This is a genomic window from Candidatus Halocynthiibacter alkanivorans, assembly GCF_003333265.1.
Lineage (GTDB): Bacteria > Pseudomonadota > Alphaproteobacteria > Rhodobacterales > Rhodobacteraceae > Halocyntiibacter_A > Halocyntiibacter_A alkanivorans.
Map to the genome: position 1 here is coordinate 1 of NZ_QOLB01000048.1, position 14,175 is coordinate 14,175.

15 protein-coding genes, 1 tRNA gene and 1 pseudogene are annotated in these 14,175 nt (G+C 58.9%); 10 read left to right on the forward strand and 7 right to left on the reverse strand.

The window, feature by feature from the left end:
- The 5 genes and pseudogenes from DWA01_RS04325 to DWA01_RS04350 all read left to right on the forward strand — a co-directional run.
- Window positions 1-99, forward strand: a pseudogene (locus tag DWA01_RS04325) (riboflavin synthase); the annotation flags it as partial.
- 568 nt (window positions 100-667) lie between these two features.
- Window positions 668-1,792, forward strand: coding sequence for a 3,4-dihydroxy-2-butanone-4-phosphate synthase (gene ribB, locus DWA01_RS04330; RefSeq protein WP_114284501.1), 1,125 nt, complete (start codon window positions 668-670; stop codon window positions 1,790-1,792).
- A 1-nt stretch (window position 1,793) separates the two neighbouring features.
- On the forward strand, window positions 1,794-2,339 hold the full coding sequence (locus DWA01_RS04335) for a 6,7-dimethyl-8-ribityllumazine synthase (protein ID WP_114284503.1): 546 nt from the start codon (window positions 1,794-1,796) through the stop codon (window positions 2,337-2,339).
- Window positions 2,336-2,803, forward strand: a complete 468-nt coding sequence (gene nusB / locus DWA01_RS04340) for a transcription antitermination factor NusB (RefSeq protein ID WP_114284505.1) — start codon at window positions 2,336-2,338, stop codon at window positions 2,801-2,803. Before DWA01_RS04335 ends, nusB begins: the two co-directional genes overlap by 4 nt.
- Before the next feature lie 694 nt (window positions 2,804-3,497).
- Window positions 3,498-4,079, forward strand: coding sequence for an exonuclease domain-containing protein (locus DWA01_RS04350; RefSeq protein ID WP_114284508.1), 582 nt, complete (start codon window positions 3,498-3,500; stop codon window positions 4,077-4,079).
- Between the two features lie 1,113 nt (window positions 4,080-5,192).
- Here the strand turns inward: DWA01_RS04350 and DWA01_RS04360 are convergent.
- Both DWA01_RS04360 and DWA01_RS04365 read right to left on the reverse strand, forming a co-directional pair.
- Window positions 5,193-5,630 (reverse strand): SRPBCC family protein, encoded by a 438-nt coding sequence (locus DWA01_RS04360; RefSeq protein WP_114284512.1) that lies wholly within the window; start codon window positions 5,628-5,630, stop codon window positions 5,193-5,195.
- Window positions 5,599-5,940, reverse strand: a complete 342-nt coding sequence (locus tag DWA01_RS04365) for an ArsR/SmtB family transcription factor (protein WP_114284514.1) — start codon at window positions 5,938-5,940, stop codon at window positions 5,599-5,601. Before DWA01_RS04365 ends, DWA01_RS04360 begins: the two co-directional genes overlap by 32 nt.
- Before the next feature lie 163 nt (window positions 5,941-6,103).
- Here DWA01_RS04365 and DWA01_RS04370 point away from each other — a divergent pair, with 163 nt between their 5' ends.
- Entirely contained in the window at window positions 6,104-6,568 is a 465-nt protein-coding gene (locus DWA01_RS04370; protein WP_114284525.1) for an MmcB family DNA repair protein, read from the forward strand.
- 631 nt (window positions 6,569-7,199) lie between these two features.
- Here the strand turns inward: DWA01_RS04370 and DWA01_RS04375 are convergent.
- Entirely contained in the window at window positions 7,200-7,406 is a 207-nt protein-coding gene (locus DWA01_RS04375; protein ID WP_114284516.1) for a DUF6324 family protein, read from the reverse strand.
- A 170-nt stretch (window positions 7,407-7,576) separates the two neighbouring features.
- Between DWA01_RS04375 and DWA01_RS04380 the strand changes: the two genes are divergently transcribed.
- Window positions 7,577-7,653, forward strand: a tRNA-His gene (locus DWA01_RS04380).
- Between the two features lie 91 nt (window positions 7,654-7,744).
- Here the strand turns inward: DWA01_RS04380 and DWA01_RS04385 are convergent.
- Window positions 7,745-8,599 (reverse strand): hypothetical protein, encoded by an 855-nt coding sequence (locus DWA01_RS04385; RefSeq protein WP_136057659.1) that lies wholly within the window; start codon window positions 8,597-8,599, stop codon window positions 7,745-7,747.
- Between the two features lie 239 nt (window positions 8,600-8,838).
- Between DWA01_RS04385 and DWA01_RS04390 the strand changes: the two genes are divergently transcribed.
- On the forward strand, window positions 8,839-9,360 hold the full coding sequence (locus DWA01_RS04390; RefSeq protein ID WP_136057660.1) for a hypothetical protein: 522 nt from the start codon (window positions 8,839-8,841) through the stop codon (window positions 9,358-9,360).
- A 131-nt stretch (window positions 9,361-9,491) separates the two neighbouring features.
- On the opposite strand, the gene DWA01_RS04395 is transcribed toward DWA01_RS04390, so the two are convergent.
- On the reverse strand, window positions 9,492-11,147 hold the full coding sequence (locus DWA01_RS04395) for a bifunctional AfsR/SARP family transcriptional regulator/alpha/beta hydrolase (RefSeq protein WP_114284521.1): 1,656 nt from the start codon (window positions 11,145-11,147) through the stop codon (window positions 9,492-9,494).
- 182 nt (window positions 11,148-11,329) lie between these two features.
- On the opposite strand from DWA01_RS04395, the gene DWA01_RS04400 reads away from it, so the two are divergent.
- Together DWA01_RS04400 and DWA01_RS04405 are read left to right on the forward strand one after the other, a co-directional pair.
- Window positions 11,330-11,857 carry a hypothetical protein gene (locus DWA01_RS04400; protein ID WP_114284523.1) on the forward strand — a complete coding sequence of 176 codons (528 nt, stop codon included), beginning with the start codon at window positions 11,330-11,332 and terminating at the stop codon, window positions 11,855-11,857.
- Between the two features lie 357 nt (window positions 11,858-12,214).
- Window positions 12,215-12,754, forward strand: a complete 540-nt coding sequence (locus DWA01_RS04405) for an RICIN domain-containing protein (RefSeq protein WP_114284524.1) — start codon at window positions 12,215-12,217, stop codon at window positions 12,752-12,754.
- A 297-nt stretch (window positions 12,755-13,051) separates the two neighbouring features.
- Here the strand turns inward: DWA01_RS04405 and DWA01_RS04410 are convergent, their stop codons facing one another.
- Window positions 13,052-13,384, reverse strand: coding sequence for a hypothetical protein (locus tag DWA01_RS04410; RefSeq protein ID WP_336469994.1), 333 nt, complete (start codon window positions 13,382-13,384; stop codon window positions 13,052-13,054).
- A 105-nt stretch (window positions 13,385-13,489) separates the two neighbouring features.
- Entirely contained in the window at window positions 13,490-13,621 is a 132-nt protein-coding gene (locus DWA01_RS23805; protein WP_268807702.1) for a hypothetical protein, read from the reverse strand.
- Window positions 13,622-14,175: the final 554 nt, after the last annotated feature.

Genomic DNA, 14,175 nt, shown 5'->3' on the forward strand with positions numbered 1-14,175 from the left:
GAGGTGACCACCTGGGGCGATGCCACTGTTGGCGACCGGATCAATCTGGAGATCGATACGCTGGCGCGCTATGTGGCGCGTCTGGCCGAGTATCAGTAAGCCGGTTCGTTAACCGCGCGGGCGCTTGTTTTGGTGGCTCTTGCTGCGGTTCAGATCTGAAGACCCCGTCCGTTGTGCTCACACCGGCGGAAGGGCAGCGCACTTATGTGAAAATTGCACAATTGGGGGTCTGGGTTGTGCAAAACCGGGAACGCCGGGGGAACGTCTGCTTGCCGGTGATTTCGACCGGGTGTCTGCGCATTCAGAGACCGGGCGTGCGGATTGTTCGTATATTATCAACCATCCTGACAGCATGGCGCATAAGCCCCCTCCCCATGGGCGGAGGGGATGCTGCACGGCTTTGCCGTGCAAGTGGGTGGTGATTGCAATCGGGGGGGATGCGTCGCTGGCAGCAGCGCCCAAAAGCAACTTTTTCGAAGGCGAAACCTGGATTTGCCGCGCTCGTGGAGAAGCTCGGCAAGGGCGGGCTTGTTTGGGCGGTGATAACGGCGCGCTGCTGTGCATCTTTGCGCAGTCAGGTTGTGTTTGCCGCACGCCGCGCCCCCTAGCCATTTCGCCGCCTGTCAGGTAAATATCGGCGACCTGAATTTACCCGAGGTGAGTCCCGATGTCCTATGATACCCCCGGTCCCGTGGAAGCGGGCTTGCGCGATGCAATTTCTCCGATTGAAGAGATCATTGAAGAGGCACGTCAGGGCCGGATCTATATTCTGGTGGATCATGAGGACCGCGAGAACGAGGGCGACTTTGTGGTGCCGGCGCAGTTCGCCACCCCGGAAGCGATCAACTTCATGGCGGTGCATGGCCGCGGGCTGATCTGTATGCCGATCACGGCGGAGCGGGTTGATGAGCTGGGGCTGCCAATGATGGCGATGCACAATTCCAGCCGGCATGAGACCGCGTTCACCGTCTCAATTGAGGCGCGCGAAGGCGTCACCACCGGCATCTCCGCTGGCGACCGTGCCCTGACCGTGGCGGCGGCAATTGATCCGGCGCATACCGAGGCCGATATTGCCACCCCGGGCCATGTGTTTCCGCTGCGGGCGCGCAATGGCGGGGTGCTGGTGCGTGCTGGTCATACCGAAGCGGCGGTGGATGTGAGCCGGCTGGCGGGGCTGCACCCCTCAGGCGTGATCTGTGAGATCATGAAAGAAGACGGCACTATGGCGCGGCTGCCGGAATTGGTGGCGCTGGCGGGCGAACACGATATGAAAATCGGCACCATCAGCGATCTGATTGCCTATCGTCAGCGCCATGACAACCTGGTGCGCCAGACCGAAGCGCGTCAGGTGACGTCAGAGCATGGCGGCGACTGGGACATGCGCATCTTTACCGATACCACCACTGGCACCGAACATGTGGCGCTGATTAAGGGCAACATCACGACGGACACGCCGGTTCTGGTGCGCGCCCATGCGCTGGGCGCATTGGAAGATGTGCTGGGCCTGGGGCCAAGCCCGGCCGATCTGTTGCCCGATGCGATGAAGGCCATTGCGCGTGAGGGGCGCGGCGTGGTGGTGCTGTTCCGTGAACCCAAACCCAAGCTGGCTCTGGATGCGGATGAAGACGGGCCGCGCACCATCAAGAAAACCGGTCTTGGTGCCCAGATCATGTCGACGCTGGGCCTGAATCAGATTGAACTTTTGACCAATTCACCTGCGACCCGTTATCTGGGTCTGGAGGCCTGGGATCTTGAGATCACCGGCACCCGTCCGATCACCAAGGAGTCCTGATATGGCGGCCAATGAACAGCATTACACCCTGCCTTTACCAAAGCTCGACCGCCCGGCGAAAGTGCTGATCGTGGTGGCGCCCTATTACCGGGATATTGCCGATCAGCTGATCCAAGGCGCGCGCGGCGTCATTGAAGAGTGCGGCGCAACCCATGATCTGGTCGACGTGCCCGGCGCACTGGAAGTGCCGACCGCGATCAAGCTGGCCGACCGGCTGGCAGACTATGATGCTTATGTGGCGCTGGGCTGTATCATCCGCGGCGAAACCACCCATTATGACACTGTCTGCAACGACAGTTCACGGGCGTTGCAACTGATGGGGCTGGACGGGCTTTGCATTGGCAATGGCATCCTGACAGTGGAAAACCGACCCCAGGCCGAGGTGCGTGCCGAGGCCACCGGGCAAAACAAAGGTGGCGGCGCGGCGGCTGCGGCCTTGCATTTGCTGGCATTGTCGCGCAAATGGGGCGCAAGTGGCAAAGACATCGGCTTCACCGCCGGCAAGATCCGCCAGGCCAGCAGCACAGAAAGCACGACCAGCGCATGAGCGAACAGAAACCAGACAAGCGTCAGAAGAAATCCTCCGCCCGGCTTTTTGCGGTGCAGGCTCTGTTTCAGATGGAAGCCGCCGGTCAGACCGTCGACAAGGTGCGCACCGAGTTTTACAACCACCGTTTTGGCGTGCCGATAGATGGCAATGAAATGATCGAACCCAATGCCGATCTGTTTCACGCCATTACTGAGGATGCGGTGAACAGCCAGAAGCCGATCGACCAGATGACCGACCGCGCTCTGGTGGCGAAATGGCCGATCTCGCGCATTGACCCGACGCTGCGGGCGTTGTTCCGCGCTGCCGGTGCGGAATTTCTGATGAAAAAGACCCCGGCCAAAGTGGTGATCGTGGAGTATGTCCAGGTCGCAACTGCCTTTTACCCCGAGGGCAAAGAAAGCAAATTTGTCAACGCGGTGCTGGATCATATGGCGCGCGAGGCGCAGCCGGAAGAGTTTTAAGCCCTTCTGTGCACTCAGATTAAAAAGGCCGTCCTTTGGGGCGGTCTTTTTGGTTTTGGGGCTGTATTGGTAAAAAAAGGGCGACCACAGGGGCCGCCCTTTTCGTTCGCAGTGAGTGGCGGATCATTTGCCCGTGGGACGCCACGGTGCCGGGATCCGGCGTGGAAGGTAAACCCGGGTGGCTGTAGCCAGTGGGGGCTGGTCTCAGCGGGATGTGGCTGAGGCCGGAAGGCTGATTGCCCGGGCTTACAAAGGCTAAACGCAGCAGCGGGCACGTTCCGTCGCAGATTTTGATTTAATTTCCAATTCACCCGGACGGGTCCGCAAAACGAATGGCCGGGCGCAGAGCACCGCACTGTGGTCCTGCAACCGGGCCGCGCCTGATCTTGGGGAGGCGTGAAGCGCCTTCCCGGGGGGAAGGTCAGGCGCGGCCCGGCGGTGCCGGGCCAGAAAAATCCAGGGTCAGGACCTTGACCTGTCAGCTGAACGCGTCACAGCTGACCAACGCGATTTGCGGACACAGCGATTATTTTTCTGCGGTTTGCCAGCTTGATGCCTTTGCGGCACCACCACCTGCTCCGGGGGGATTTGCCGGTTGAACCTGCGGCCTGTCGCGTCCAGGATCACGGCAACTTTGGGCAGACGTCGCACAGACCGCAGCACACCGACAGCAATACACCGACAGGGGCGCACTATGGATTTCATCGTTTTGGATGTGGAAACGGCCAATGGCCATCAGGGCAGTATCTGTTCCATCGGCGCGGTGCGGTTTCGCGGCGGCGAGGTTGACGCCGAGTTCTATACCCTGTGCAATCCGCAATGCAGTTTTTCCAACAGTTGGCTGCATGGCATTCGCGCGACGGACGTGGCGGCGGAGCCTTTGCTGGAAGATGCGCTTGAGATGCTGGCCGCCTTTGTGCGTGACGAGGCCCGTATTGTCTCCCATATGCCGTTTGACATGGTGGCGATCCGCAAAGCCTCAGAGGATGTGGGCGTGCCTGAGCCGACCTGGGCCTGGTATGATTCCGCCCGGGTGGTGCGCGCGGTCTGGGAGGAACGGCGCAAGCGGGGCTATGGGTTAAAGGCGATCTCAGAGGCGCTGGGCATCGAATTCGCCCACCACAACGCGCTGGAAGATGCACGCGCTGCCGGGCTGGTGATGGTGGCGGCCTTTGAGCGCTGGCAGGGGGCGGACGCAGCGCTCTGGGGGCAGATCAGCAATGATGCGGCGCGCCGCAAGGCGGCTGTGGCGCCACGGGCGAGGGTGGCGCGCTGAGCGAAGGGGGATGGACCGGGAGCTGTGGCTGCGGGTGGGGCATCGGGTAGAGCAAGGAACGGACCTGTCCTGAGGCCGCCTGTGGGCTGGCGCATCTGCCGGGGCAGGGAATGGACCTGTTCTGAGGCCGCCCGCGCGCTGGCGCGGCTGATGGTGTGGCGCTTTCACGCTATCGTTTTCGCCGGGGCGCGGATTGGGCGGCGTATTGAGCGGTCAGAGGCTGGTCACCCCACATGGGGCGGCAGGCAGGGCGCGCAGATCACCGGGGGCGCGAGGTGGTGCGGCAGGGAACGGAGCTGTCAGGCGGGTGGGAGATGCGCGCAGCGCGGTCCTGCGCTGCGCGCACCTGGTCCTGATGCCACCAGAGAGGCGCGGCGTTGATGGCTTTGGGCCGCAGGGGCCCGAATGGGCCGGGCGGCGGCGCGCGGCGGCCGATTGTGGCCCTGCGGCGCAAAATCTGCAGAAAATAAAGTGGCGGGCCCGTACGCAACCGTAGAGGTGAAGCTACTCCTGAGGACCTGTATGTACAGGTGGGCGCCAGGTAAACGGACCACGATCCGAACAGAGCCAGCTCCCTTGGAGATGCTTAAGGCCGCTGGAGTTGTCACCTGCTGTTTACGAGAAGGACAGCACCCGCCGAAGACTGAAATAGGCGCTTCAGCGGCGAAGGGCAAGGGATCAGGCGAAATGAATTCTTTGCAACGGTCGGATCGGGGGGCGATCATGGGCCGGGCAGGGTGCACAGGCGGCGTGTCAGGCCGGCAGCGCGAGCGTAGCGTATGGCCTTTGCACTGCGCCACAGCAGTGTTGCGCACAGGGGGGCTGGTCGGGCGCAGCCTGACCGCAACCTGTGTGCAATATGCGCCAGGGCAGGGTGTGCTGATGAATGTGCGGCGCTCACACGGCGCGACGAGCGTGTTGAGGAAACCATGCCAGCTTTTGTCGCGCGCGTGCCAGGCCGGGGCCAGGGCAGATTGTGCTGATGAGTGCATCCCGTATTGTCAGCCCTCACACAGCGCAATGAGCGTGTTGAGGAAACCATGCCAGCCTTTGTCGCGCGCGTGCCGGACCGGGGGCCAGGGCAGATTGTGCTGATGAGTGCATCCCGTATTGTCAGCCCTCACACAGCGCAATGAGCGTATTGAGAAAGCCGTGCCAGCCTTTGTCGAGCGCCCGGGTCAGACCGAGGGCTTCGGCCGCCTGGGGCAGGCCGCTGTGACGCAGCACCAGCAACGTGCCACCGGGCGTGTCAGACAGCCACCATTCCACCGTCGACATCTGCCCCTCGGCCGGCGCCACGGTAAAGCTCCATTTCATATAATCCGGCGCGCGGATTTCCAGCACCTCGCCCCAGCAGATCGGATCCTGGCTTTCAGAGCCCAGCAGCCTGAACGGTTGCCCCTGTACCAGATCCGCCTCGGCGCGGTGAAACCAGCTGGCCAGCAGATCGGCCCGGGTCAGGTGATCAAACACCCGCGACTTTGGCGCCGCCAGATGCAGTTTCTTTTCGATCAGGATCTCAGTCTTTGTTTTGGTCGCGGTCAGGGTCATCGGATTGGTCCTTTTCAATTGCGGAGTTCAGCGCTGACAGGTGGTGGTCCCAGAACTGGTCGAAAAAACCAATCCAGTCGCGGACCGGGGCAAAACCTGCCGGTTCAAACCGGTTCAGACATTCGCGGCCCCGGGCATGGCTGGAAATCAGCCCGCCCGCTTCCAGCACGGAGAGATGTTTTTTCACCGCCGCACGGGTCATGGTGAAGTGATCACAGACCTGGGCAATGGTCATCTCCTGCTGGCTGAGCAGACGCAGGATGTCGCGCCGGGTGGGGTCTGCGAGCGCTTTGAACTGGGGTTGGGACATCGGGGCCTCTTGAAGTGATACCGTTTGGTATTTCTTTTATGCGATACCAAACGGTATCATGTCAAGTCGGGCGGGATCCCCGGGGATTTTCGGAGGCGGCGGTGACGGTGGCAGGGGCAGGGGCTTGCGACCTGTTCGTGTTTCGGTCTAGACTGGTGCGATGATGGATCTGACTGATATGCAGCCCGGCCAGGTGCTGGCGCGCGGCGTGTGCCGGTTGCTGAGCAGCCTGGATTTTGCCTCTGTTGAGGAATTTGTGCCTGCGCGGGGGCTGCGCATGGATGTGTTTGCACTGGGGCCAAAAGGCGAGCTGTGGATTGTGGAGTGCAAATCCAGCCGCGCCGATTTTAATTCGGACCAGAAATGGCAGGGCTATCTGGAATGGGGCGACCGGTTTTTCTGGGCGGTGGATGAGGATTTTCCCACCGATCTGCTGCCTGAGGGCTGCGGGCTGATCATTGCCGACGCATATGGTGGTGAGGTGATCCGTATGGGGCCGGAGGCAAAACTGGCGCCGGCGCGGCGCAAAAAGATGACGTTGAAATTTGCGCGGGATGCGGCGCGACGGCTGCAGGGCCTGCGCGATCCCGGGGTTGAGGCCAGCTGGGGACCGCAGGCGCAGGCGTAATTCCCCGGGCAGTGGCGGCTCACCGGTCGGGGCCCTGGGGACGCGGAACCTGTGGCTGTGGCCGGCAGGGGCCGTCGGTACAAACGTATTTGTCCCGGTAGCAGGGCGTTTAATCGTGGCGACTTGGGGGGCGCACGGAACCCGGCGCTGTTGCCGGCCGGAGCCACCGGTGCAAACGTATTTGACCGGGAGGCGGGGCGTTCGGTTGATTCTGGGGGCAGGCGCCCGGCGTGAGGCCCGTTGGGGACCGCAGGCGTAGCGTATTATCGGGCCGGTGGACCGTCGGTCGTGGAGCCTGGCGGCGCGGAACACTGCGCTGTTGCCGGCCGGGGCCACCGGTGCAAACGTATTTGTCCGGAAGGCGGGACGTTCGGTTGATCCTTGGGGGCAGGTGCGCCGTTTGCTCCGGGGCTGCGACCGGTCCGGGGGCCTTGCGTAATGGCGTATAGGCCGGGGAGTCAGGACGTTCGGTTGAGAGCGCCTCTGTGGTGGTCCGGTTGCCCGCTGACCAGGGGCGCAAGTGGCGCCGGCGCGCTGAGTCGCCGGGGCGCAGCGCATGGCGTCTGCCCCCAAGGCCCACCCCGGCGCGGGTGCGGCGTGGGGGCAGGCGGGGACGGCTTTGCTGGTTATCTCAGCGTTTGCCGCCTTTTTTGCTGCCCATCTGACGCGCCTGTGCGGCGGCGGCTTTGATGTCTTCGGCGATCTCTTCGGCTTCTTCAGGATCGAAATCCATTGGCAGCTCAATGCCTTCGCCTTCGATATAGATCCGCACCATGCCAAGCGTGGTCGGGCCGATCTGAATATTGGCGGAAATGTCGCTTTCGCTGTTGATACCCATCAAAGCTCTCCGGTTGCTGTTTTCACCGGCTTGGGTAGCCTTATCCGGCCCTTATGGCAAGGCCGGCGCCTGCCACGATCACATTGCAGGCTGGCCAATGGAAAATTCCGCAGCTTTCTGCTATTGTAGCCCTTGCAATTGCCAGATGTGGGATGTAAATCCCCCCCTGTGCCGCCATAGCTCAGTAGGTTAGAGCGCTTGATTGTGGATCAAGAGGTCCCCCGTTCGAGCCGGGGTGGTGGTACCATTAAAACAACGACTTAGCCGAAAACCTGGTGAGTGTCGGATCAAGTCGGATCAAGGGTGTTCTGTTTTTGATCCAAAGGCCCGAGTCGGGATTATTTAGCGCTCCGCAGTTTGACGACCTTATTGGCGTTGTCGCTGCGATCTCTCATATAGCGCTCCGTGGTTTTGCTGGACATATGAACTGCAATATCTCGCAGTGTTTCTGTTGTGGCGCCCAGGTTCTTCGCCTCGGTAATGGCGCTGGCGCGAAGATCTGAAACCCGGAATTCCTTGGAAAGCCATGCGGCGTCCCGATACCGGTTCCAGGCTTGCCGCCATCCACTGTCCGTATATGGCAAACTCGGCTCCATACTGAGCTTGAGATATTCGTCCGGGGAAGCTGACGGGTGGATATAGTGCCGGCTGCGAATAACCGGGCCCACGCGGCCGCAATTGCCAGGTAATCTGAGGCGGGATCTGATCTCCGCGTTGTGCGACAGGTCGAAGTGCTGCGGTTCCGGTATGGACTTCGCAGTTTTGGAAATGACTTTGCTGAAGCCGGTATAGTCTTCGGCAACCATGTCCCATGTCAGCCCGTCCTGCCACCTTGTGCCGTTTCGGACAATGCCACCCATCGCAGCATCGTTCTGCCCGATCGCCAGCCAATTTCCGCGAATATCGACTGGCCTTAACCCAAATTCAAACTGCAGGAGAATTCCCAAAGCGAAGTCAGCGGCGCCGGCCGCATCGGCTGCGTCAACGATCTTGCGCACATCGCCGCGGGGGATCACAACACTCCTGGGGGCTGAACGTGGAAATTTGATTTCCCCGAGGATTGTCTTCACCTGAAGCGCCTGGGGATTGCCCAAGGCAACTCCATATCCGCAGACATAACGCAATGTACCAAAATAGCGGTTGATCGCATCGAGGCTGCGGCCTTTGGGCAAGTATGAACCAGCAACAGGCAATCTGGATCTGCGGGCAATGTCTCGCGACGGGCGCAACTTCGTGTCTGGTCTTTCCTCTGATTGGTACAAAGCACGCCGGGAAGCGGCGCAGAGCAGGAGGGAAGGATGAACGCACGGCAGACTTTTGATGTGGTCGATGTTACCGCGATCCCAGAGTACCTGGTGGAACTGGTCGATGCGCGGCTAACATCGGACTATTTCACTATGTTCTGGCTTGGTCACTGGCGGAACAGCGAGTTGTGCCTGACGGCGCCACTGGACGTGCAGGGGGCGGCCCTGAACCTCTATTCATCGCTCGCAAGCAAAACCCAGTCGGCAGCCTGCCGGGCAATGACGGCATGCTGGCCAAGTTGCTGCGCGTTGATCTGGCCGCATGGCAAGACCTGCAGGCGCGGTGCGTTAGTCCGCTGCATGGCTGGTCGATATACACCGTCAACGGAAAGCAGGTTCTCGGACATTCGGTAGTGATAGAAGTCGCTCTGGATGCTTTGACCAAACGCGTGGCGCGAGAAGCCAGCAACGACGAACGCGCGGTCAAAATGCGGCAGGTGCGCTTGCGCGAAGCGATGATTGATATCGGCTGCGAGGTCTCACTGACCAACGACGAGATCCTGGTTGAACGCTTGGATACCTGGCTGATGGAAAACCACATTGGCCAGCGCCGGATGCCGAAGTTTGAACGGTCACTATCTCGCGCTCTTGGCCAAGCTGTTGCACAAAGTTGGATGGATGCAGCGCAGGTAAGAGGTCGCAATTGTTAGATAGCTTCTGTTCCCGGAACAGTTAACAACAGTTACAGCACGAAACCGCACAATCTCTGTGGACGCATCAAATCCCGCCATTCGGTAAAGTGAATGACACAGAACAAAGGCCGGTTTTGCTAGCGGGTAATTCAATCAAGTGCGTCGACCACAATGTTGGTTTTTGACATATCATTGGGTTGATCGTGTCCAAGAAATTCCTGAACTTGCTCAACGAACAGAGGCCAGGCCGGCTCCTGTTCGAGCAGTATGTGATTGTCGCTTTCCAGCGAAACAAACCGAGAGCCCTGAATTTCAGCCGCCAATATTTGGCTGTCCTCAATTGGGGCGATAGCGTCGTTGCGCGAGCGAAGGATTAGAGTCGGTACCTTCACCTGAGAGAGGAGCGGCGTCACATCCATCATACTGAATGCGTGTCTTAGTCGTGGCGCGTTTTCCGGAGACGTGCTAATTCGCATCAATTCATTGTACCAATCCATCTGCTCCTTCGTTCCACCGGGAATAAGATTGGTGGTGTACATCTGCCTCAGACTGGGATTGTCCCTCCCCCAGCCAATCTTCATCAGTGTGTGTAGTGCTTCCGATTCCTCTTCGTCCACCAGGCCGCGTTTTGCTTGCCCCTTGATGATCCCACCGTGGAGTATAAGGCGGCTGACCCGGTCCGGATTCAGAGCAGTATAGGCAATCGAAATTGGGCAGCCTTGGGACATGCCAATCAACGAAAATCGATCCAGCCCGGCCGCGTCAACCACTGCTTCAAGGTCCCGGACAAACGCCTCGAAGGAAATGTCTTCGACATTCCAGTCGGAAAGGCCATTTCCCCGCTGGTCAAAACGTATCAGAGTTCGGTTACTAGAGAATTCTTCCAGAAAGTGCCGCCAAACAGGGCTATCCCACTCACAATCAAGATGCGTTAACCAATGGGGAGCCTTGACCAGTGGCGGGCCCTGGCCAGCAGTGGCGTAGGCAATCTGCACACCGTCAAACGCCTTGCAGAATCTGATCCGCTGCGTTGCCTTTCGGCTAACCGAAGTTTCGTGTCTCGACACTTTGTTGTGTAAATCTCGTGCGGGGCCGAGTTCACACGCCTTCTGAGTCTCCAACGATGGAACGATGCCGAGCTCACGTTCGAGAAGCTCTGCACATTTCTGGTATTGCTGGCGGGCTTGGCCGTTACGGCCCACCGCGACGTAGCATTGTATTAGTGTCCGGTGGAGGTCTTCCTGAAGCGGGTCGATGTCGAGCGCCCGGCCGGCGACCTGGATGGCCGCATCATGCCGCGAAGCGCGGCGATAGTGCATGAGAAGGCGTCCCATAACCGAAAGCGCGAGATTTTCCAGGCGCCTACGTTCTGCTGAAAGCCAACTTTCAAATTCATCTTCTCGAAGAGCGAAGCCTTGAAGAAACTCGCCAGTGTAGAGCTCGAAGGCTCGCTCCAGACCGTCGGTAGAGGCGTTCGCCGCCGCTGCCTCAAAACTACCAACATCGGTCGCAATATGTTCTGCATCGAGAACCAGAGTATCGCCACTGGCAAAAGGCCCCACGTTGTCGGGGATCATTTTCCGCATGACGAACAGAGTCTGACGAAGACTGTCTCGCGCCTGTTCGTCGGCGAAGTTGCCCCAAAGAAGACCACACAACTCGTCTCGAGACCGCCCTCGACCGACAGGCGATGCCAAAACAGCGAGTAGAGCTGTCGCCTTTTTGCGTGGAAATTCCGGTACTACTGCCGATGCGCCAGCGCGTGCCTCGAATCCACCAAGCAATTTCAGAAAAAGCTGCGTCACAATCTCCTCCCGGAATGACCGATCAGTTCAACTCTAGCACACCTATCTGGTCGTCGAAGTTCGCGATGTGATTTGTAACGCAGAAATAACATTACCAGCGACGGGCGTGACGCGCTGGTAACGGAGTTTCTGAATTATTGACGTCAGAAAACTCAGATATCAAAAAAGCAGGAGTGCTCGTCGTGAATATTACAAAATCAATCATATCGCTGGTTGCTCTGGGACTTTTGTCAGCAACCATTCAGTTTCAACCTGCGAACGCAAATTCATCGGTGATTCCGACAGGCTGTGCCGGGTTTGAGGATCTCCTGGACTTCGTTTCTGAGGAAACCGGCTATCCACCGCTTCGCAGTTGTCCGACAGTAAGTGTGACACCGGATTTTGTCCTCAGATCACTGTTTGCAAAAGCATCAGCTCACGGCGAGGAACCAATGGCCGCGTTCATACCAGCAAGCGCCGAGATTCTGCTCAGCCCCAATGTTGATATCACCAAACTGCTTGGTCGCAGCTATTTGGTGCACGAATTCGTCCACGCTTCTCAATTGGAGACTGGAGTGAAGGCGCCCGCGACTTGTCTCGGCCTTCTCGAGAGTGAATCTTATTGGGTGCAGGCGGCCTATCTCAGAAAACATGGTCTAAATGATGAAGCACTCGCCTTCGAATTGGTCAGCATGATGCAAAGCGCATGTGCCCACCCGTATCACCGTTGAAGTGCCCATGGGAGGCCACATGCGAATGGCCGCTCCGTCCGCTTAGCGGGCGTTCGTTCAGATCGCAGCGAATGACCGATTTCCGCCCTTCGCGCCCGAATGTCCTGGTGCAGCAACCGGACCACGTCCCTCTGCCATAACTGTCAAGAACGGCCCGTTGCGGACACTCGTTTGGATCGCAGCGAATGTCCGGCCAGAGCCCAAAGTGCAATTTGCTTTGCGATGCGGCGAAGGTCTGCTCGCGCAAAAAGAGTTTCGAATGCGGCGACGGAATATCGTCGCTTAGGCGTTAATGGATGGAGTTGTCACCGCAGCTCGAGTCTATTTATTACATCTCCAAACACTGAAAGACCTCCCATGTCGAAAACTCTCACTAGCCTATCTGCCTTGGTCCTCATGCTGGCTTTTGCAAAAACCGCGCTGGCTGAAGATGTCGAAATCTATCTCTCTGACATGCTCGAGAATAACCAGAGCGGCTATTGCCTTGATATTGCTGGCGCAAAAGGCGCCCGGGCGAACCCGGACGATGGGCTGCAGGGGCACACGTGCTACAGCCCTGGCGGTGCGCTCGGCGTTGATCAGACTTTCGAAACCAACAAGTTCGCCGAGGGCGTACTTTACATGCCGGAATTCGACGTCTGCGTCCAGATATCTTCGGTTGATGCAGGAACCTCGATTGACTTAGCGGTTTGCGATAGCGGCGATGCTCAATCTTTCGCATTCTCGGGCGAGGGCACGATCACGCCCGCGTCCGCGCCGGAGATGTGTTTTACCGTTGGAGAAGCTACCCGCTCTGGTCGCGGCCCCACCAACCAGATCAAGGTTCTATCGCTCGAACCCTGCGCCGTTGATCTTGCTGCCTATCAGACATGGGCCGTCCGCAGTTCCATTGATTGACAAGCGCCTTCTGAAAGTTGTTCGCTGGTTCTGCGAAATCCGCAGACTTTGCATAATCAGTCGCTCAGGCAGCAAAGCGATCTGCGCTTAGCTGCCATTAGCTTCCAACTGATGAATGGCGGCAAAGTCCGCTCAGCAGGCGTTAAAGCGGTGCGCAGCGAAGGTCCGCTCTGAGGCCATAGTGTCGGATGCTGCTGGCTAGACGAGCTGGTAGAATGCCGACTTGGTGGACATCCGATTATTTCGGTTGGATGTTCACACTCGAAGTTGGGTCTTGTGGCTATGCGTGCCCGAAGTCTACTCAGCCACGACCGTCCACTGTTTGAGTGACGCGTCGACTTCATCACAGGTTTCCAGCGGCAGTTGCCGTTTGACCCACGGGCCAGCCCGTGCGGTTTCTGACTCCACCGTGATGCAGCGCGTCTGATCCTCATCCAGCCGAAGCGTCTGATCCGCGCTGTCATACACGAACTTCTGACGCGGGTGGTCGCTGCACTCAAGCAGGGCAAATTCCGTGCGTTCCTGCGCAATAAGGGCCTGCATACAGATGCCGTCGAAGACATAGGAGGCAATCTGCCCGGTCTCCGGATTGTACATAAAGCGTGTGTCATTGTCTCTCGAACCGGCCATCCTACCTTCATTTGACGGTTTGCAGGTATGCGTCTGGGCAAGGTCGGTTTGGCCGCGGCCATAGGTATCGCTGCAGAAGCCATAGCCGTTGGGTTCATCGTGGTTTTAGCTCAGGACGATGTAGGGGGCTTCGGTTGGCACCTGTGGCGCGCCCGCGAGCACAAACTCGGCGCGCAAGGCTGAGGCGATTACCAGTGCAACGCCACCACAATAGCCAAGCCTTTGAGATTTAGTCATGTATCTTTATCCCTTTGATGCTCTCTCAAGTTACATATACGGACGGCGCTCAAGGTTCCGTCGAAAATTTCTGAATATGTGAGAACTCGGCGTGAACTGTCGGCCCGGGTTCTTCCGAACGACACTTGTGCGTAGGTCTCTGCTGGCGAGATAGGGGCGCGCCTTGCACGACAAGCAGGGTTTTGAATGGCAAATCGCCAGAGACTTGCTGCCAACTGAACGCCGGGGAAAGCGGACATTTCCGAGAACCGACGAAGCGTCGGCAATGCGCAGGTAGCGATTACCGGGGCGGGCGAGGCGAACGGCAGCACTGTCCGCACAGCAGGCATTGGTGCGACGCGCAGCGAACGTCGGCAATCCGCCCTTCTCGTCGCAATGTGTTTGGTGCAGCAATCGGACCACTTTCCTCTAACCTAATTGTCAAGAACGGCCCTTTTGTATGTACCGGCTACTGTTCGCAAATGATTTTTCACATGTTCTCGGAAGTCGCTCATATGTATCCGGCCTGTTGATCGACACGCGGGTCGTGGCCTCATTGGGATTACGCTCGCTCC

What these genes read in the sequence shown, in the direction of transcription:
- ribB (WP_114284501.1), top strand. Translation starts at nt 668, where the DNA reads ATGTCCTATGATACCCCCGGTCCCGTGGAAGCGGGCTTGCGCGATGCA.
- DWA01_RS04405 (WP_114284524.1), top strand. Translation starts at nt 12,215, where the DNA reads ATGTCGAAAACTCTCACTAGCCTATCTGCCTTGGTCCTCATGCTGGCT.
- DWA01_RS04370 (WP_114284525.1), top strand. Translation starts at nt 6,104, where the DNA reads ATGGATCTGACTGATATGCAGCCCGGCCAGGTGCTGGCGCGCGGCGTG.
- DWA01_RS04360 (WP_114284512.1), bottom strand. Translation starts at nt 5,630, where the DNA reads ATGACCCTGACCGCGACCAAAACAAAGACTGAGATCCTGATCGAAAAG.
- DWA01_RS04335 (WP_114284503.1), top strand. Translation starts at nt 1,794, where the DNA reads ATGGCGGCCAATGAACAGCATTACACCCTGCCTTTACCAAAGCTCGAC.
- nusB (WP_114284505.1), top strand. Translation starts at nt 2,336, where the DNA reads ATGAGCGAACAGAAACCAGACAAGCGTCAGAAGAAATCCTCCGCCCGG.
- DWA01_RS04350 (WP_114284508.1), top strand. Translation starts at nt 3,498, where the DNA reads ATGGATTTCATCGTTTTGGATGTGGAAACGGCCAATGGCCATCAGGGC.
- DWA01_RS23805 (WP_268807702.1), bottom strand. Translation starts at nt 13,621, where the DNA reads ATGACTAAATCTCAAAGGCTTGGCTATTGTGGTGGCGTTGCACTGGTA.
- DWA01_RS04375 (WP_114284516.1), bottom strand. Translation starts at nt 7,406, where the DNA reads ATGGGTATCAACAGCGAAAGCGACATTTCCGCCAATATTCAGATCGGC.
- DWA01_RS04410 (WP_336469994.1), bottom strand. Translation starts at nt 13,384, where the DNA reads ATGGCCGGTTCGAGAGACAATGACACACGCTTTATGTACAATCCGGAG.
- DWA01_RS04365 (WP_114284514.1), bottom strand. Translation starts at nt 5,940, where the DNA reads ATGTCCCAACCCCAGTTCAAAGCGCTCGCAGACCCCACCCGGCGCGAC.